The sequence below is a fragment of the Bradyrhizobium glycinis genome (assembly GCF_016031655.1).
GTDB lineage: Bacteria > Pseudomonadota > Alphaproteobacteria > Rhizobiales > Xanthobacteraceae > Bradyrhizobium > Bradyrhizobium glycinis.
The window spans coordinates 836,122-854,398 of the sequence record NZ_JACCHQ010000001.1; the positions used below are offsets into that span (position 1 = coordinate 836,122).

The 18,277-nt window shown below is 63.8% G+C and carries 18 protein-coding genes; 8 read left to right on the forward strand and 10 right to left on the reverse strand.

Annotation, left to right across the window (positions count from 1 at the left end):
- Positions 1 to 2: 2 nt before the first annotated feature.
- The 3 genes from HZZ16_RS04060 to HZZ16_RS04070 all read right to left on the reverse strand — a co-directional run bounded on the left by HZZ16_RS04060 (position 3) and on the right by HZZ16_RS04070 (position 3,649).
- Positions 3 to 2,192, reverse strand: coding sequence for an RNA degradosome polyphosphate kinase (locus HZZ16_RS04060; RefSeq protein WP_197947279.1), 2,190 nt, complete (start codon positions 2,190 to 2,192; stop codon positions 3 to 5).
- A gap of 145 nt (positions 2,193 to 2,337) precedes the next feature.
- Entirely contained in the window at positions 2,338 to 3,015 is a 678-nt protein-coding gene (locus HZZ16_RS04065) for a P-loop NTPase family protein (protein WP_197947192.1), read from the reverse strand.
- A 91-nt stretch (positions 3,016 to 3,106) separates the two neighbouring features.
- On the reverse strand, positions 3,107 to 3,649 hold the full coding sequence (locus HZZ16_RS04070) for a CDP-alcohol phosphatidyltransferase family protein (RefSeq protein WP_025035876.1): 543 nt from the start codon (positions 3,647 to 3,649) through the stop codon (positions 3,107 to 3,109).
- Between the two features lie 156 nt (positions 3,650 to 3,805).
- Between HZZ16_RS04070 and purM the strand changes: the two genes are divergently transcribed.
- Entirely contained in the window at positions 3,806 to 4,879 is a 1,074-nt protein-coding gene (gene purM / locus HZZ16_RS04075) for a phosphoribosylformylglycinamidine cyclo-ligase (RefSeq protein WP_197947193.1), read from the forward strand.
- On the forward strand, positions 4,879 to 5,532 hold the full coding sequence (gene purN, locus HZZ16_RS04080) for a phosphoribosylglycinamide formyltransferase (protein WP_197947194.1): 654 nt from the start codon (positions 4,879 to 4,881) through the stop codon (positions 5,530 to 5,532). Before purM ends, purN begins: the two co-directional genes overlap by 1 nt.
- Before the next feature lie 227 nt (positions 5,533 to 5,759).
- On the opposite strand, the gene HZZ16_RS04085 is transcribed toward purN, so the two are convergent.
- Positions 5,760 to 5,966: a cold-shock protein gene (locus HZZ16_RS04085; protein WP_024338088.1), complete on the reverse strand. Its 207-nt coding sequence runs from the start codon at positions 5,964 to 5,966 to the stop codon at positions 5,760 to 5,762.
- Positions 5,967 to 6,345: 379 nt separating this feature from the next.
- Between HZZ16_RS04085 and HZZ16_RS04090 the strand changes: the two genes are divergently transcribed.
- A complete protein-coding gene (locus HZZ16_RS04090) occupies positions 6,346 to 7,509 on the forward strand; it encodes an autotransporter outer membrane beta-barrel domain-containing protein (RefSeq protein ID WP_197947195.1) in 1,164 nt (387 codons plus the stop codon).
- A 4-nt stretch (positions 7,510 to 7,513) separates the two neighbouring features.
- Here the strand turns inward: HZZ16_RS04090 and HZZ16_RS04095 are convergent, their stop codons facing one another.
- Complete coding sequence (locus HZZ16_RS04095; protein ID WP_197947196.1) at positions 7,514 to 8,554, reverse strand: LysR family transcriptional regulator; 1,041 nt, start codon at positions 8,552 to 8,554, stop codon at positions 7,514 to 7,516.
- Between the two features lie 71 nt (positions 8,555 to 8,625).
- Between HZZ16_RS04095 and HZZ16_RS04100 the strand changes: the two genes are divergently transcribed.
- The 5 genes from HZZ16_RS04100 (at position 8,626) to HZZ16_RS04120 (ending at position 12,219) form a co-directional block, all read left to right on the forward strand.
- On the forward strand, positions 8,626 to 9,243 hold the full coding sequence (locus tag HZZ16_RS04100; RefSeq protein WP_197947197.1) for a hypothetical protein: 618 nt from the start codon (positions 8,626 to 8,628) through the stop codon (positions 9,241 to 9,243).
- Positions 9,230 to 9,850, forward strand: coding sequence for a GNAT family N-acetyltransferase (locus HZZ16_RS04105; RefSeq protein ID WP_036000546.1), 621 nt, complete (start codon positions 9,230 to 9,232; stop codon positions 9,848 to 9,850). The genes HZZ16_RS04100 and HZZ16_RS04105 overlap by 14 nt, the downstream gene beginning before the upstream one ends.
- A gap of 25 nt (positions 9,851 to 9,875) precedes the next feature.
- Complete coding sequence (locus HZZ16_RS04110) at positions 9,876 to 10,439, forward strand: isochorismatase family protein (protein WP_197947198.1); 564 nt, start codon at positions 9,876 to 9,878, stop codon at positions 10,437 to 10,439.
- 30 nt (positions 10,440 to 10,469) lie between these two features.
- Complete coding sequence (locus tag HZZ16_RS04115; RefSeq protein WP_197947199.1) at positions 10,470 to 10,640, forward strand: hypothetical protein; 171 nt, start codon at positions 10,470 to 10,472, stop codon at positions 10,638 to 10,640.
- Positions 10,641 to 10,836: 196 nt separating this feature from the next.
- A complete protein-coding gene (locus tag HZZ16_RS04120) occupies positions 10,837 to 12,219 on the forward strand; it encodes an aspartate aminotransferase family protein (RefSeq protein WP_197947200.1) in 1,383 nt (460 codons plus the stop codon).
- Positions 12,220 to 12,379: 160 nt separating this feature from the next.
- Here the strand turns inward: HZZ16_RS04120 and rnd are convergent, their stop codons facing one another.
- The 5 genes from rnd to HZZ16_RS04145 form a co-directional block, all read right to left on the reverse strand.
- Complete coding sequence (gene rnd / locus HZZ16_RS04125) at positions 12,380 to 13,528, reverse strand: ribonuclease D (RefSeq protein WP_197947201.1); 1,149 nt, start codon at positions 13,526 to 13,528, stop codon at positions 12,380 to 12,382.
- Positions 13,529 to 13,953: 425 nt separating this feature from the next.
- On the reverse strand, positions 13,954 to 14,532 hold the full coding sequence (locus HZZ16_RS04130) for a hypothetical protein (RefSeq protein WP_197947202.1): 579 nt from the start codon (positions 14,530 to 14,532) through the stop codon (positions 13,954 to 13,956).
- Between the two features lie 582 nt (positions 14,533 to 15,114).
- Positions 15,115 to 16,449, reverse strand: a complete 1,335-nt coding sequence (locus tag HZZ16_RS04135) for an ABC transporter substrate-binding protein (protein WP_197947203.1) — start codon at positions 16,447 to 16,449, stop codon at positions 15,115 to 15,117.
- 11 nt (positions 16,450 to 16,460) lie between these two features.
- The gene (locus tag HZZ16_RS04140; RefSeq protein WP_197947204.1) at positions 16,461 to 17,330 is read right to left on the reverse strand and encodes a carbohydrate ABC transporter permease; all 870 of its coding nucleotides are present in this window, start codon (positions 17,328 to 17,330) and stop codon (positions 16,461 to 16,463) included.
- Entirely contained in the window at positions 17,327 to 18,277 is a 951-nt protein-coding gene (locus tag HZZ16_RS04145) for a carbohydrate ABC transporter permease (protein ID WP_197947205.1), read from the reverse strand. The genes HZZ16_RS04140 and HZZ16_RS04145 overlap by 4 nt, the downstream gene beginning before the upstream one ends.

Sequence of the window (18,277 nt, forward strand, 5' to 3'; positions counted from 1 at the left end):
GATCAGGATGGATGACGTTCGTTCCGGCGCGTGAGACGACGCGGCGAGGATTCCTTGAGCGACTTTCCACGGCCAGACAGACTCGGATTCGTCATGAAGTAGTTGTGGACGTTGAAAGGCTCCTCGCCCTTCGCGGTCTTCATACGCGTTGAAGACCCGTCCGGCAACAACTGCCAGCTCTGCTCATTGTCCTTCAGGTTCGCGACCATGATCTGTTCGAGAACCTGCTGATGCACCGTCGGATTTTGCAGCGGACACAGCACCTCGACGCGGCGGTCGAGGTTGCGCGGCATCATGTCGGCGGACGAGATATACACAGCCGCTTTCGCGCTCGGCAGTCCCTGGCCCATGCCGAAGCAGTAGATTCGGCCATGTTCCAGGAAGCGGCCGATGATCGACTTGACGCGGATGTTCTCCGACAGACCGGGAATGCCCGGCCTGAGGCAACAGATGCCGCGCACCACGAGCTCGACCTGGACACCGGCCTGGGAGGCCTCATAGAGCGCATCGATGATGTCGGGATCGACCAGCGCGTTCATCTTCATCCAGACCGCGCCGGGACGGCCATGCCGCGCATGCGCAGTCTCGCCCTGAATGTGCTCGATGATGCGCTTGCGCAAGGTCAGCGGCGACACCGCCATCTTTTCCAGATCGCTCGGCGCGGCATAGCCGGTGATGAAATTGAACACGCGAGCGGCATCGCGGCCGATCGTCGGGTCCGAGGTGAAGTAGGAGAGGTCGGTGTAGATGCGTGCGGTGACCGGGTGATAATTGCCGGTGCCGGTATGGACGTAGGTCGTCAGGCTGCCGCCCTCGCGGCGCACCACCATCGAGAGTTTTGCGTGCGTCTTCAATTCGAGGAAGCCGTAGACGACCTGCACGCCGGCGCGTTCGAGATCGCGCGCCCAGCGGATATTGGCTTCTTCGTCGAACCGCGCTTTCAGCTCGATCAGTGCGGTGACTGATTTGCCGGCTTCGGCCGCTTCGGCCAGCGCGCGGACGATCGGTGAGTTGTTGGAGGTGCGGTAGAGCGTCTGCTTGATCGCAACGACATCGGGGTCGCGCGTGGCCTGCTGCAGGAATTGCACGACGACGTCGAACGACTCGTAGGGATGGTGGACGATCAGGTCCTTCTGCCGGATCGCGGCGAAGATGTCGCCGCCATGCTCGCGCACGCGTTCGGGGTGGCGCGGCACGTAAGGGGTGAATTCGAGATCGGGCCGGTCGAGGCGGGTGAGCTGCGAGAGCTCGTTCATCGCCTGCACGCCGTCGACCAGGAACACCTCGTCGTCGGCGGCCGAGAGCGCGTGCTGCACGAAGCTGCGCAGCTCCTCCGGCATCTTGGCGTCGATCTCGAGCCGGATCACCGATCCGCGGCGGCGGCGCTTCAGCGCGGTCTCGAACAGGCGGACGAGATCTTCGGCCTCTTCCTCGATTTCGAGCTCGGAGTCGCGGATGATCCGGAAGGCGCCCTGGCCGTGCAGATTGTAGCCCGGGAACAGGCGGTTGATGAACAGGGCGGTGGCCTGCTCCAGCGAGATCAGGCGCACCGTGCCATCCGCCGGCAGGCGGATGAAGCGATCGATCTTGCCGGGCATGCGGATCAGCGCGTTCATCTGCTTGCCGTCGGCGGCGCGCGTGAGCTGCAGCGCGATGGTGAAGCCGAGGCTCGGAATGAACGGGAAGGGGTGGGCCGGATCGATCGCGAGCGGGGTCAGGAGAGGGAACACGTTATTGAGGAAGTAGTCCTCGATCCAGGTTCGTTCCGCCTTGGTGACGTCCTTGCCGTCCACCAGCACGATGCCGACCTCGGCCAGCGTGAGGCGGAGGTCGCGCCAGATCGCCTGCTGGTCGGAGGCGAGCTGGGAGACGGTGCGGTTGATCAGCGCGAGCTGCTCCGACGGCGTCAGGCCGTCGGGGCTGCGCTCGGCGATGCCCTCGCGCACCTGGGCCTTGATGCCGGCGACGCGGACCATGAAGAACTCGTCGAGGTTATTCGCCGAAATCGACAGGAATCGCACCCGCTCCAGGACGGGATGGCTGGGGTTGACCGATTCCTCCAGGACGCGGCGGTTGAAATGCAGCCAGGACAGCTCGCGGTTGATGAACCGCTCGGGGCTGGACGCGATCGCCGGAAGGCTCTCGGTTTCCGGGGCTTTCTCTTTGATTTCAACAGCTTGCGCAGAGTCCATCAGAAGTCGGTCCATCCAGTTCACCCCAATTGCGACTTAAACGCAAAATCGGCGGGAGCATGTGTTAGAGCGATGACGTTTCGATGACATTGATGTTCCGCCGCCGCGCCGCGTCAAGCGGGCTTCAGGGCGGCCTGCGAGCCAGTCAAGCGTCCCGAAGCAGCTCGGCGGCGAGCGCCCGAGTGACCGGGCGGCCGAGCCGCAGGGCTTCGCTGTCGAGCAGCTCTACGGCACGCCGGGCGGCGGCCGAGGATCGTTCCAGGCGCGTCGCGAGGTAACCGACCACGCTCTCGTCCACATTGAGCTGGCGGTCGGCGCAGAACTTGACGATGAGACCGCGGAACAGCTGGTCATCGGGCGGCAGCAGCATGACCACCGGAACGGCCCGCAGGCGTGAGCGCAGGTCGCGAAGCTCGATCTGAAGCGCGGCCGGCGCCTCGCGCCCGGTGAACAGGACGTAGGCGCCGTCCTCGCGGGCGAGGTTCATCAGGTGAAACAGGGCGCGCTCGTCAAATTCTCCAGCCTTGAGATCCTCGACCACCAGCGCGCCGGTGGTGAGCGCGCCGGGCACGCTGGCCGCGGCCAGCGCATTGGCGGTGGTCGAGCGGGCGCCAGCCTCCTGGGTCCAGATCGCGGCGAGATGGCTCTTGCCGCTTCCTTCCGGGCCCGCCAGCCACATGATCCGGTTCGGCCATTCCGGCCAGCTGTCGATCAGGCCGAGACCGGCCGCATTGGCGGGGCCTTCAAGGAAGTTGTCCCGGCTAAGGCTCTCCGCATGCGGAAGCGCAAACGCCAATTGTCGGGGATGAACGCGGCCTGCCACGCTTGCTTTGCTCCATGCCGGCGCGCCGGCCCGTTCGAAGAGAAGATTTGATGATGTGGGACTTGGCCTTTTGCTTGGCCGCATCCCCACGTCATTTTGCCTCGATCGTGCTCATGTGCCGCAGCCACTCGACGAGATAGAGCGACACGGAGGAGAGCGTGAAGACCGTGACGAGACCCATCAGGATGATATCATAAGGCGCGGGCTTGAAGCCGAAGGCAAGCGCCGCCAGCACCAAAGCTGCGAACGCCACTTGTGCAACCGTGTTGAGCTTGGACACTTTCGACGGCTTCATCTCGACCGGCCGGTCGAACAGCCAGGACACGATCACGGCAGCGACGATCATGATGTCGCGCGAGACCACCAGGATCACGATCCAGCGCGGGATCGCGCCCCAGATGCCGAGCGCCATGTAGATCGAGACCAGCAGCGCCTTGTCGGCGAGCGGGTCGAGCAGGGCGCCGAGCTCGCTCGTCATGTTGAAGCGCTTGGCCAAGAACCCGTCCACGGCATCGCTGATGCCGGCGATCAGGAAGACGGCGAACGCTACCTCCATTTGGCTCGACACGATGGCCCAGACGATGATCGGGACCAGCATGATGCGGCCCAAGGTAATGATGTTCGGAATACTCACGAAAGCGCTTCCCGGCACCGGTTCTGACCTCAAATCCGGCCCGTTGCAGGCTGAACCGGTTGATATGTCTACATAGTATAGCGGGGAGCGCCATGCGAGCCATTGCGCGTCCCCGGAATTCGACGTAACCAGCCGCAAACCCACTGGAAATCGGGCATGACCGACCGCAAAAACGGCCTCACTTACGCCGATTCAGGCGTCGATATCGACGCGGGCAACCGCCTGGTCGACCTGATCAAGCCGATGGTGCGCGCCACCGCACGGCCGGGCGCGGATGCCGAGATCGGCGGCTTCGGCGGCCTGTTCGACCTCAAGGCGGCCGGCTTCAAGGACCCGGTCCTCGTGGCCGCAACTGACGGCGTCGGCACCAAGGTCAAGATCGCGATCGAGACAGGCCTGCATGGCGGCATCGGCATCGACCTTGTCGCCATGAGCGTCAACGACCTCGTGGTGCAGGGCGCCGAGCCGCTGTTTTTCCTGGACTATTTCGCCTGCGGCAAGCTCGATTCCGAGGCCACGGCCGCCATCGTCGCAGGCGTTGCCGAGGGGTGCCGCGAATCCGGCTGCGCGTTGATCGGCGGGGAGACTGCCGAGATGCCCGGCCTTTACAAGGACGGCGATTACGATCTCGGCGGCTTTGCCGTCGGCGCCGCCGAGCGCGGTACGTTGTTGCCGCGCAAGGACATCGCCGCGGGCGATGCCGTGATCGGCCTCGCTTCGTCCGGCGTGCATTCCAACGGGTTTTCGCTGGTCCGCAAGATCGTCGAGCAGTCGGGCCTCAGCTTCGAGGCGCAGGCGCCGTTCGCGCCGGTGATGACGCTCGGCGGCGCGCTGCTGACGCCGACCAGGCTCTACGTCAAATCCTGCCTGCGCGCGATCCGGGAGACCCGCGCGGTGAAGGGGCTCGCCCACATCACCGGCGGCGGCTTCACCGACAACATCCCGCGCGTCCTGCCGAAGCACCTCGGTGTCGGCATTGACCTTGTGCGCGTGCCGGTGCTGCCGGTGTTCAAATGGCTGGCGGCGCAAGCCGGTATCGCCGAGCTGGAGATGCTGCGCACCTTCAATTGCGGCATCGGCATGATCGCGATCGTCGAGCCCGACAAGGTCGACAAGGTGATCGAGGTCTTCACCGACGCCGGCGAGACCGTGGCGCAGCTCGGCACCGTCATTCCCGCCGAGGGCGAGCACCGCGTCGTCTATAACGGCCACCTCGATCTGGCGCTGTGATGAAGCGCCGCGTCGCCATCCTGATCTCCGGGCGCGGCTCCAACATGGCCGCGCTGATCAGGGCAGCCGCCGCTCCGGATTTCCCGGCGGAGATATCGCTCGTCATCTCGAACAAGGCGGATGCGCCCGGCCTCGAACGCGCCCGGGCGGGCGGCGTGACCACCGAGGTGATCGAGAGCAAGCCGTTCGGCAAGGACCGCGCCGGTTTCGAGAAGGTGCTGCAGGCCGCGCTCGACCAGCACGGCATCGAGCTGATCTGTCTGGGCGGCTTCATGCGCCTGTTCACGGCCGAGTTCACCAAGGCCTGGTACGGGCGGATGCTCAACATCCATCCTTCGCTGCTGCCGTCGTTCCCCGGCCTCGACCCGCATGGCCAGGCCCTGCGCGCCGGCGTCAAACTGTCCGGCGCGACGGTGCACTTCGTCATCCCCGAGACCGATGCCGGTCCGATCGTGATGCAGGGCGCGGTTCCCGTCGGCGATCACGACACCGCGGAGACGCTGTCCGAGCGCATCCTCGAAATCGAGCATCGCATCTATCCCGAGGCGCTGCGGCTGCTCGCGACCGGCAAGGTCCGCATCGAGGGCGATATCTGCAGGACGGAGGGGAGCGCGGCGTCGGAGAATTTTTTGGTATCGCCATTGGTGCGCTGAAGCGCCGCCCCGTCATTGCGAGGAGCTCTTGCGACGAAGCAATCCAGAATCGCTCCGCGGAGAGATTCTGGATTGCTTCGCTTCGCTCGCAATGACGGAATATGTGGCGCGCGCGCCGAACCATGAACCTACGCGTAACGGGCGAGCCCTCGTTCCGCGCCCCACAAACAAAATCCCCCGGCAGAGCCGGGGGCAACGTCATGATCGCTCGCATGCCGCGAGAGAGATCAGGAGACCTTGAGGTTCTCCGCGGATGATTTGCCGCGGTTCTCCACGAGGTCGAATTCAACCACCTGGTTTTCATTGAGGGTGGAGAGTCCGGCACGCTCGACGGCGGAGATGTGGACGAACACGTCCTTGTCGCCGCCGTTCGGCTTGATGAACCCATAGCCCTTGGTCGGATTGAACCATTTGACGGTGCCCTTTTGCGGCATCGCTCGTCTCCTCCACTAGATATAAAAAAGACGCGGCCGCTTTTTCGCGTGCCACGCCACAAACGGGCTTCCGGAAGTCTGTTCGAGTCTTGAGGCGCAATGTCGCGAAACGCACAGGCCAGCGGCCAATTCCGATTGTGACCGATATTGCAACATGAAAATCGCCGGCTAGCAAGCCGCGCGCGGATTTCAAGACCATGCCAGGTGCCTTCAAGCGCAATTTGCCACCTGTGGCAGCAGAACCACAATCGATGCAATAGCCTCGGCCGTCATGTGCCGAACGGTTGACCCCTCGTGGCAGTTCGGCACAAATCGCCGCAAGCGTCGCCGACCGTGTTGCATTTTTGCGCGCCGCCACTTCGCTACGGGATTCATCGTCATGCGCTGCGCCGCGCAGCTCTCCGGGATACGGCGGACAATCGGGCTGGATCGCGTCCGCCGGTTCGTGGGTGCGCTTGCGATAGCGTTTGCACTGGTCGTGACGATGGCGGCCGCAACGCCCGGCTTCGCGCAAAGCCCGACGCCCACGCCGACCCCGACGCCGACACCCACGCCGTCACCGACCCCGATTCCGTCGCCGACCTCGACCAATCAAAATCAGTCAGCCGGCAACAGCATGCTCAGTTTCGGCTCGGGCTTTCTGGAGCGGCTCGGCAATCAAGCCTCCGGCGGCGTCAACCGGGCGTTCCGCACCAATCCGGGCGGCGGCGGCGCCTCGGCGGCTGCGGAAGATCCGCGCTACCGCACCTGGTTCGAGGGCTACGGCCTCTCGGTCCGCACCGATGCGCAAGGCGACTTCGTGGGCGACAAGCGCAAGACCTTTGGCGGCGTCGCCGGCTTTGGCGCGCGGCTCGCACCCGGCGTCAACATCGGATTCTCCGTCGACCACAGCCACACCGATGTCGACGTGCCGCTGGCGCTGCAATCCGCAACCCTCGACCTGACCCAGCTCGGCTTCAGTGGCTCCGTCGACAAGGGCCCGTGGACCTGGGCCTTTGCCGTGGTGCACGGCTTCGGCAAGGTTCATTCCAGCCGCGACACCGGCCTTGGCCTTGCGACCGCGGGCTACCGCGCCGCCGTCGACGGCGCGCTGACCGAGATCAGCTATTACTGGACCAAGGACGAGATGCGTATCGTGCCCAAGGGCGCGCTGGAATATGTGCGCGCCACCAGCGCCGCGTTCCAGGAGACCGGTGGGCTCGATCCGCTCAACGTCGGCTCGTCGGCGCTCTCGCGCGCGCGCATCATGATCGGGGCCGAGATCGGCCGCTACTTCATCATCGACCAGAAGATCCTGGACCTTTCGGCCTACGGCAAGTTCGTCGACAATTTCCACCAGGACCTGGGAACCATCCAGGTCAGCCTGGGCGCCCAGAACATCATCGTCCCCGGGATCGGCGAGAGCCGTTACGGCGCGGATGCCGGTGCCTCGGCTTCGCTCAGCCTGACCAACGTGGCGCGGCTCTACGTCAATTACGACGGCAAGTTCCGCAACGAGCTCACCTCGCATCAGGGCACGCTCGGCTTCGAATACAAATGGTGAGCATTTAGGTCGGCGCCGTCGCCACGTATCCCGCCAGGCCAAAGCCCTCGCGCGCCGCCGTCATCATCGGCACCAGCGCGTTCGGATGGATGAACTCGTCGCGGAAGCAGGGATAGGTCCGGGCATCGAAGATCTTCTTTAGCCAGTCGACCACGATCTTGTGCCGCTCGGAGGTGCGGAACTCCTTGTGATAGGTGAGCCAGAGATCGGCGTGGTGGCTGACGCCGAGATCGACCGCAACGAGCGGCGCACCGAGCGCGATCGACACCGTCGGCAGGAAGCCGATGCCGGCGCCGCGCTCCACCGCGTAGAGCACGCCGACCGACGAATTGGTCTTGATCCCGACGATGCCCTCGAGCGATTTCAGCCCGAGCACGCGGGCATAGGCGCCGTCGTCGACCTGCGGTGCGCTCTGCTTGATGATGCGGTGATTGCTCAATTCGGCGAGCGTTGCCGGCACGCCATAGAGGCTTTCATACTCCTTGGAGACGAAGGGATAGATGTGAAGGCGGCCGAGCTTGGCGACGATCAGATCGGGATTGGTCGGCGGCTCGAGCTGGATCGCGATATCGGATTCGAGCCGCGCGACGTCGGCCTGCTCCATCGCGCAGCGCAGATCGACCGTGATCTTGCGGTACGTCTTCTGGAAGTCGATCAGCCGCGGCAGGATCCAGAAATTGCCGGGCCCCTCCGTCACCGCGACGCGCACGGTGCCCGAGGTGTCGTTCGATGACCGCGCAGCGCGGCGGAAGACGTTGAAGGCGTGACGCTCCATATGCGTGACGTCGGCGATCATCGCGGTGCCTTCATCACTGAGCGTGAGCCCGCTCTGGTCGCGCAGGAACAGCTTGCAGCCGATGCTCTCCTCGAGCCGGTCGATGCGGCGCATCAGCGTGGTGGAGGTGAGGCCGAGCTCTTCGGCGGCATTCCGAAAACTTTTATATTTTGCGCAGGCTAAAAACAGCTTCAAATCATCCCAGGACGCGCCCAGGGCTTCTTCACGGTGCTGCATCATCGCAGCACCCCGGTGCAATAACTGCTGCATACTCCTGATCCCCAACCGCTAAGCTCATCGTCATAGCGGGGCATGAAAACCTTGAACGATAGAGGCGTGATATGAGTATGGAAAGGGGCTCGTTTGCCGCAAGACACGATTTCGATGCCCTGCCGCTGAGCCCGGATGTCGACGTCCGCTGCGCTCAATTTTCCGAAATTGGGGCGCTTTCGGAGATGGCGCTCCGGCTGGTACCGGGCGTGCAGATCGGGACGGCAGAGCTTGCGAAATATTACACCTTCGATCCTCAGAGCATCCTGGCATTCAGCCGGAAAGGCAAGCTCGTCGGCGGCATGGCCTTCCTGTTCCTCAATGACCGCGGACACGATGCGCTGCTGCTCGACGAGATTTGCCTCACCGCGCCCGAGGCGCACTATCTCGCATCGGCGAACGAAGACGTTGCAGCCATCTACATCTGGGCGATCGCGGCGACGGGACGCGGCATCGCCGGTCTCGGCAAGGCCGCGGCTCATCTGCGGCAGATAAGGTTTCGCGGCGCGGATTGCTATGCGCAGCCGTCAACGGTGGCCGGACGCGACATCATGAAGGCGACAGGCTTTGCGCCTGTCCCGAGCTTCCAACCCGACCTTTGGTGCTACGAGCGGCCCTGGCATCGGCGGCCGATGCGCATGCCGGCGGCGATCATCCAATCAAGGAGCTTTGCAGATGCACGGTACTAGGATTCCAGTCGCCAAGCCCTGTTCCCGCGCCATCACCATTCGCCTCGCGCGCGACCCAAGCGATCTCATGCTGGTGACCGCGATCCGCTCGGCGGTCTACCTCGCCGAGCAGGATTGTCCGTTCGAGGAGGAGTTCGACGGCAATGACATGGTCGCGGCGCATTTCATCGGCTTCGTCGGCAACGAGCCTGCGGGCTGCCTGCGGGTACGCTTCTTCGGCGATTTCGCCAAGGTGGAGCGGCTTGCGGTGCGTCACCAATATCGGCGCTCGCGCGTCTCGTTCAAGCTGGTGCAGGCCAGCGTCGATTATGTGAAGCGCAAGGGCTTTCGCAAGATCTACGGCCAGGCGCAGGACCGGCTGGTCGATTTCTGGGCCCATTTCGGCGCCAAGCCGCTCGGTCACAACCGCAAGATCACCTTCTCGGATTTTTCCTACACGGAGATGCTGCTGGAGATCGAGCCGGGCCCGGACGCCATCACGCTGGACAGCGATCCCTATGTGATCATTCGTCCCGAGGGCGATTGGGACCGGCCTGGCGTGCTCGATGCGTCGGCCGGGCGGGCGGTGACCTCACCGCTGCGGGACCTCGCGCTCGCCGACCGCTGAAATAGGTGCAGCTGCGCGCAACACGATGCTGGTTTCCATGAACGATGATCCGCCGATCCTGATATGTGCGGATCTTCAGGTCGAGTACCTGACTCCCGGCCGCCGCCACGTCATCCGCGACGGCGATAAGACGACGGCGCGCTGTCTGGAACTCCTGACGCTGTGGCGCGGCAATCTGTGGCCGGTGATGCATCTGAAGCGCATCGCGCAGGCGGCCTGGTTCAATCCGTCATCCAGGCTGACCGATTGGATCGCGGAGATCAGGCCACAGCCGAGCGAGATGACGTTCGAGCACCCGCTGCCGTCGGCCTACAGCTCGTCGCGGTTTGTCGGCCACATGTCCTCTATCCGCACGACACGCTGCATCCTGGTCGGCTTTTCCCTGGAGGAGACCATCCTGGCCACGGTCGTCGACGGGTTTCACCGCAGTCATCGCTACCATGTGATCACCGACGCGGTGGCGTGCCGGCAGCCGGGCACGGACGATGCCGTTGCCTACCGGCATGCGGTAGTGAATGTCATCGCGAATTTTGCTACAATCCAGTCCAGCGCCGAACTGATCAGAACCAGCGGCGCCGTTGCGGTGTAGGCGGCCGCGACCGGTCGATGGGGTTGAGAATTGTCGCGGGGAGACGAACTCAAGGAGCTGGCGAGCGATCTGTCGCATGCCGCCGAAAAGGCGCGCAGGCTGGGGCTGCCCACGACGGTCTACCTGCTCTCGATGGCGCTGGTGGAGGTGAGGGAAGCCGTTTCCGCCACCGACGAAGGGGACGACGACGGCGCGGCGTGAGAGCTGCCCAGCCGGATTCTGCGATTCCCGTGCTGTCATGTGCGGCTTTGTGCATCGCTGCTGAGCGCTTGCCGCCGACGAATTGGCATTGCAAGTTTTGCGTCGTGGCAATAGCCAAGTACGTGAGACAAGTACGTGCCATCGAGTGATGACGCCGGCCGCTCCCGCGCCGTGACGCTTTCAAGGATCTCCGCAAATGTCCATGCTGCCCAATTCGCAAGAGGCCCGGGATGTGGCCTATCAGCTCCATCCCTACACCAATGCGCGCACGCATCAGCAGGCCGGTCCCCTGGTGATCGAGCGCGGCGAGGGGCCTTACGTCTTTGACGCGACGGGCAAGCGCTATTTCGAAGCGATGGCGGGCCTGTGGAGCGTCGGGCTCGGCTTCAACGAGAAGCGGCTGGTCGAGGCGGCGTACAAGCAGATGCAGGCTCTGCCCTTCTATCACACGTTCTCCGCCAAATCGCACGGTCCCTCGATCGACCTCGCCGAGAAACTGGTCGCGCTCGCGCCTGTTACCATGAGCAAGGTGTTCTTCACCAATTCCGGCTCGGAAGCGAACGACACCGTGCTGAAGCTGATCGCCTATCGCTCCAACGCGCTCGGTCAGCCGCAGCGCAAGAAGGTGATCAGCCGCCTACGTGCCTATCACGGCGTCACCATCGCATCCGCCAGCCTCACGGGCCTGCCGAACAACCACCGCTCGTTCGACCTGCCGCTGCCGAACATCCTGCATACGGGCTCGCCGCACTTCTACAAGGACGGTGTTCCCGGCGAGAGCGAGGAAGCCTTCGCCACTCGCCGGGCCGAGGAGCTCGACGCGCTGATCCAGAAGGAGGGGCCGGACACGATCGCGGCCTTCTTCGGCGAGCCGGTGATGGGGGCGGGCGGCGTCGTGGTTCCGCCCGCGACCTACTGGGACAAGATCCAGAAGGTCCTGAAGAAGTACGACATTCTCCTGGTCGCCGATGAGGTGATCTGCGGTTTCGGCCGCACTGGCAAGATGTTCGGCTGCGAGACCTACGGCATCAAGCCTGATGCGATGGTGGTCTCCAAGCAGATCACCTCGAGCTATTTCCCGCTCTCGGCCGTCATCCTGAACGACCGCATGTTCGAGCCGATCGCGGACGAGAGCAACAAGATCGGCGTGCTCGGCCATGGCTTCACCGCGGGCGGCCATCCGGTCGGCTCGGCGATTGCGCTGGAGAACCTTAAGATCATCGAGGAGCGCGGCCTCGTCGCACACGCGGCCGAGCTCGGTGGCTACATGCAGGGCCGCCTACGTGAACTCGCCAGCCACCCGCTGGTCGGCGAGGTCCGCGGCGTCGGCATGATCGCCGCGCTCGAGCTCGTGCTCGACAAGGGGCGCAAGACCGCCGCCACGACGCCCGGCGCCGTCGGCGGCATCGCCAGCCGCCTGCTCCAGGAGCGCGGCGTGATCTCGCGCAACATGCTCGATGCCATCGCCATCTGCCCGCCGCTGATCACGACCAAGGCCCAGATCGACGAGCTGGTGGACGCGATCTCCGGCGTGCTGAACGACATGAAAGGCGAAGTCGCGAAGCTGACGCCGGCATAGAGCACCGCTCTCTCCGCGTCATTGCGAGCCAACGGGTCCGCGCGAAGTGCGGCCCGATGACAGGCTCCGCGAAGCAATCCAGAATCCCTCCTTGGAAACCGTCTGGATTGCTTCGTCGCAAGAGCTTCTCGCAATGACGATGGTATGAGCGGAGTGAGCCCTACGCCCGCTGCACCCCGATCACGCGGCCTTTCTCGATGGCCAGCGCCAGCTCGCCGCGCTTGAGCTTCAAGGCGGCGTCGCCGAACAGCTCGCGGCGCCAGCCGCGCAAGGCGGGCACGTCGGCCTCATCGTCCGCCGCGATCTCTTCGAGGTCGTCGACCGTCGCGATCACCTTGCTGGCGACCGCATGGCGCTCGGCGGTCATCCGCAGGAGCACCTTCAGCAGCTCGACGATGGCGGCGCCGTTGGAATTGTTGCGCGGCTTCTCCAGCTTGGGCAGCTTCGAGAAATCCCGCGCCAGCCCGCGCTCGACTGCGGCGATGATGTCTGCACCCCATTTGGATTTCTCGAACCCCTTCGGCACCGAGCGCAGATGCGCGAGCTTCTCCAGCGTGGTCGGCGCATGGGTCGCGATGTCGGTGATGGCTTCGTCGCGCAGCACGCGGCCGCGCGGCACGTCGCGGCTCTGCGCCTCTTGCTCGCGCCAGGCTGCGACCTCCATCAGCACCGCGAGGTCCTTGGGCTTGCGGACCCGCGTCTTGAGCCGCTCCCAGGCGCGCTCGGGATGGAAGTCGTAGGTGCGGGGCGAGGTCAGGACTTCCATCTCGATGGAAACCCATTCGCTGCGGCGGCGCTTCTTCAGGTCGGCGTCAAGCGCGGCGAACACGTCGCGCAAATGGGTGACGTCGGAGACCGCGTAATGCATCTGCTCCTTGGTCAACGGCCGGCGCGACCAGTCGGTGAAGCGGTGGGTCTTGTCCGGGCGGTGGCCGGTGACCTTCTCGACCAGCGCGTCGTAGGCGATGCTGTCGCCGTAGCCGAGCACCATCGCGGCCACCTGGGTGTCGAACACGGGATGCGGGATGATGCCCGCCTGGTGCCAGATGATCTCGATGTCCTGGCGGGCGGCGTGAAATACCTTCAGCACGCCCTCGTTAGCCATCAGCTCGAAGAACGGCTTGAGGTCGATCCCCTCGGCCAGGGTGTCGATGACCACGGCTTCCTCGGCGCTGGCCATCTGCACCACGCACAACAGCGGGTAATAAGTGGTCTCGCGCAGGAACTCGGTATCGACTGTTATGACGGGGTGCTTGGCCAGCCGGCTGCAGGCAGCCGCGAGGTCAGCGGTGGTAGTAATTAAATCCATGAACGGCCCATGACACTTGATATCAGCCGTTCCGCCGAAAGTGCTGTGATGTCAAGGGGCTCTAAGCGAATTCGAGCCTTGCATCGGGCCGGAATCGTCGCTTTCCGACCAAATTCCTATTCGTAGCGGACCCGCTGCGATGGTTTTCGCGCGCAGGGCAGCGCCACCACGATCACGCACATGGCGACCAGAGCCAGTCCCAGGAACTCGAAAACCAACAGATCCACGGCGAAATCTCCAGAAACATGGCTAGATTTGTCGGGGCTGCGTTGAGGGTCTGTTAATTGCAATGGTTACCGGCGGCAGGCACGGCCGCATGGTGGACGAGGGGTTAATCGTGCGCTGCCGCCGGCGTGTCGACGGCAGGGGCAAGTCTCAGAGTTGGATCTACGAATAGGGGCCTCCTCAAATACCTTGTATCCCGTTCACAGGTGTCGGCGCAGGCGCTCTCTTTGGTCATTGAGGGTTTCAATCTCCTTGTTGAGTGCTTCCTTGAGTTGGGCATAAGATTTGCCCAGCTCGGTGCAGAGTTTTGTCACCGTTCGCGGTCTATTCTGGTCGAGCCATTCCGCTCGCTGCTCACTCGCGTAAGCCGCCATTCCTCGGTGGCAGTACAGCACCGCCTCAAAGTGTTCCATTGCATCTCGAGGCATGCTCTCAACAACCTTCCACGCTTCGTCCAACTCGGATGCGGAGGGCCACGCTTTCAGTACCTGGTAGAGTTTTGTTGGGTCAGGTTCGCCTTGGGCAAGCCAGTCTTTGATACTCTTCGCTACATCGTCGAGATGCCCGGCTCGTGATCTAAGCCGCAGACATATCCCAAACTGACTGCTGATGCGTTGGAACGCGGCGACCCTACGGTCAAAGTTTATTTTTGACATTCCAACGACGTAGGCAACGCCTGCGGCGCAGAGAGCGATAGCTGCGGAGAGTGCCGGCTGGAAGTCTTTTGCCAAATCGTACAGGCCATGGTTGCAAAGCATATTCTGATGCTCCTCAATCATAAATAGACTATGCTCTAGTATGCGCGTGAGAAGATTCGCTGTCGAGAGGAGTGGCAACGCCTGTCCAATATACTCACCTGCGACTGCGGATAGGACGGACCTCGATCGCATCCTGTTGATCGCATGCCGAAATGGAGCGGATCGAGATCACTCTGGCGCGCTGATCGCGAGATGCCTACTCAAGTCGGTGAATATCGGTCAGATGCGTCGTCGCGAATACTTCCCGGCATGGTCAGCCAATCGAGGTCAGGTCTAGCGATCAGTTGATGTGTGATCGGCTGAAGGCGACGTTGCGAACGAGCGGATCCACCGGTAGGTGCCGCCTAGAATTCCCTATGATGAAGCCGCGCTCAGATCATCCGCGATTCCGCGCCTCGCGAAGGTACGCACGTTCACGATCGGCAGACTCATGCGATTCGCTGAAGCCGGTTATTGCCCGAACGCTCCCGTTCGAGAAGTCTCCTGAAGTCAAATCCTCAATCGGCAAGATCGTCGTGCCAATCTGAGTTGCTCTGTCCAAAACGCATTCGGCGCCCCGCATGACGGAGCGCCGAAGCTCGTTCGTGCCATGAGCTACCGAGTTTACGGCAGCTTCAGCGACGTCTCCGCGTTGTACGGCTTCAGCGTCTCGTCGGCGGCTTTCTGGGCGGCGGCGAGAGCTTCCTTCGGCTGCTTCTTGCCGTTGAGGACCAGCATCACCTCGTCCTCGAGGTTCTTGCGGACCGGGACGGTCTTGTAGGTCGCAAACCACGGCTTTGCGACGTCGAGCTGTTCCACGGCGGTCTTGGCGTCCGGGTTCTTGCCCAGGAATTCGACCATTTCCGGCGTCTTGTAGGCGGCCATGTTCGGCGCGAAATAGCCGGTGGCGCGGCTCCACCAGCCGCTCTTCTCCGGCGAGGTCATCCACTTGATCAGCGTCCAGGCGGCCTTCTGCTTGTCGGCTTCGAGCCCAGCCGGCATGATCAGGGAGGCGCCGCCGATCGGCACCGCGTTGCGGACGTTACGCGGGATGAAGGCGACCTTGTAGGCGAACTTGGCGTTGTCGCGCACATAGGTGAGCGAGCCCGTCGACAGCATCATCATCGCGGCGTTGCCCGAGATGAAGGAGGTGCTGACGGCGGGGCCAGGCGTGGCGCCGGGCGTGTGGACCTTGTGCTTGTAGATCAGGTCGTTCCACCAGGTCAGCGCACCCAGCATCGAGGGCGTGTCGTAATAGACCTCGCCGCCGAACTCCTCGTTGTAGTAGCGCCCGCCATTGCTCATGGTGAGCGTTTCCATCATCCAGCCGCAATAATCGTAGGCGCAGGGGATCGCGATGCCCCATTGGGTCACCTTGTCGCCCTCGCGCTTGGTCAGCTTCTTGGCCCAGTCGGTGAGCTCGGCCCAGGTCTGCGGCGGCTTGCTCGGATCGAGGCCCGCTTCCTTGGCCTTGTCGGCGTTGATGTAGAGCAGCGGCGTCGAATTGTGGAACGGCACGCCGTAGACCGAGCGGTTGATCACGGCATTGCCGTGCAGCGCCGGGAAGAATTGGCCGAGGAACTGCTCCTTGGTGGTGCCGTCAGCCTTGATCAGCGCATCGAGGTTGGTGAGCTCGTTCTCGATCTGCATGTCCAGCAGGAAGTTCGCCGACATGATCACGGCCGCCGGCGGCTTGCCGGCCTTGATCGCGGCGCGCGTCTTGATCAGCGTGTCGTCGTAGGAGCCGGTGTAGACCGCGGTCGCCTTGACGTCGGGATGGGTCTCGTTGAACTCCTTGATCAAGGTGCCCATGTCGCGGGCGAGCTTGCCGTCGACGGGAACGGGGAAGAACAGGTCGACCTCGGTCGGACCTTCGCCGGCGAGAGCCGGGAAGGCGAGGGCGCCTGCTATTGAGCCGGCCATGGCAAGGCCGAGCACGATCCTGCGGGAGAACAGCATCGGAAAATCTCCTATTTGATGCCTGAGGTGACGAAAGAGCTGATGAAGCGTTTCTGGAAGATCAGGAAGGCGACGAGCAGCGGCGCGATCACCATCAGCGTCCCCGCGGCGATGGTGCCCCAGGCCTGCGTGCCTTCGGCGGTCTTGGTGAAGACGGAGAGGCCGACCGTGAGCGGGCGCTTGTCCGGCGAATTGATCACCATCAGCGGCCACAGGAAGTCGTTCCAGTGGCTGGTGACGGAGATGATGGCGAAGGCCGAGAAGCTCGGCATCGACAGCGGCACGTAGATGTGGCGGATGCGCTGGATGAGGCCCGCGCCGTCGATCAGGGCGGCGTCTTCCAGCTCGGTCGGAATGGCTTCGAACGCCTGGCGCATCAGGAAGGTGCCGAAGGCCGAGGCGAAGAACGGCATCATCACGCCCGTGAGCGTGTCATAGAGGCCGAGCTGCGCCACCAGCGACAGGTTCGGCACGATCAGCAGCACCGGCACCAGCATCAGCTGCATCAGGAACAGGTAGAAGATCGGCGTCTTGCCGGCGAAGTCGAGGCGCGCGAAGGCAAAGCCGGCCAGCGTGATCGTGACGAACTGCACCAGCAGGATGCCGGTGCAGATGATCGTGGTGTTGAGCGTGTAGCGCGGGAAATCGCCGATCTCCCAGGCATCCCTGACGTTGTCGAGCGTCGGCTTCAGGCTCGGCATCAGCTCGGCCATGGCGTTGATGCCGTCCGAGGCCGGGCGCAGCGTCGCAACGCCCATCCACAGGAACGGGATCAGCCAGACCATCGCGAGCAGCACGGTCAGCGCGAAGCCGAGCTTGGGCGTGATCTCGCCGCGGGTGGCGAGCGGGGCGTCCTTCCACAGCGTATCGATCAGCTTCATGGCCCGCCCTCGCGGTTCGCCAGGGTGCGGAACGACAGCGCGGTGAGGGTCATCAGCGCGGCCAGCGTCAGCAGCGTCGCCGCCGAAGCCTTGCCGATGTCGTAGTGCTCGACCGCCTGCTGGTAGATGTAGAACAGCACGAGGTTGGTCGCGTTGGACGGACCGCCCTGGGTCATGACGAAGACGTGGTCGACCTGCGTCACCGCGTTGAGCGTGGCGATGACGGTGACGAACAGGAAGGTGGGCTTGAGCTCCGGCAGGATGATGTGGCGCAGCCGCCGATACGGCCCGGCGCCGTCGAGATGCGCGGCCTCCATGACATCCTCAGGCACGGCCTGGAGGCCGGCGAGGAAGAACAGCATGTAATAGCCGGCGTTCTTCCAGATCGTGATGATCATGATCGCAGTGAGCGCGATGTCGGGGTCGCCGAGCCAGTTCGGCAGCACCGGAAGCAGCCGGCCGATGTAATAGTCGAGCAGGCCGACATTCGGCAGGAAGATGAACAGGAACAGCGCGGAGGCCGCGACCATCGGGATCAGCACCGGCAGGAACAGCGCGGCGCGCAGCGCACTGGTCACCGCGTTGGTGCGCGACAGCGCCAGCGCGAACAGCAGCGCCAGCGCGATGCTCGGCACCGCCGTGCCGACGGCGTAGATCAAATTGTTGACGATGGCGCCGGTGAAGGCGGGGTCGGCAAGCACGGCGCTGATGTTCTCAAAGCCGACGAAACGCACCGGCGCCTTCGGGCTCGCGCGCTGATAGAGCGCATCCACGAGCACGCGGCCCATCGCGCCATAGGTGAACAGCGCGAGGAAGATCAGCGACGGCAGCAGCAGCAAATAGGCCGGCAGCGAGGCCTTGAAGCGGCCCAGGACCCGCTTCAGGACGCGTAGACGCGGTGCCGCCGACGTCGCGACCGGGAGAGCCGCGGGTTCAGCGAGGCTCAT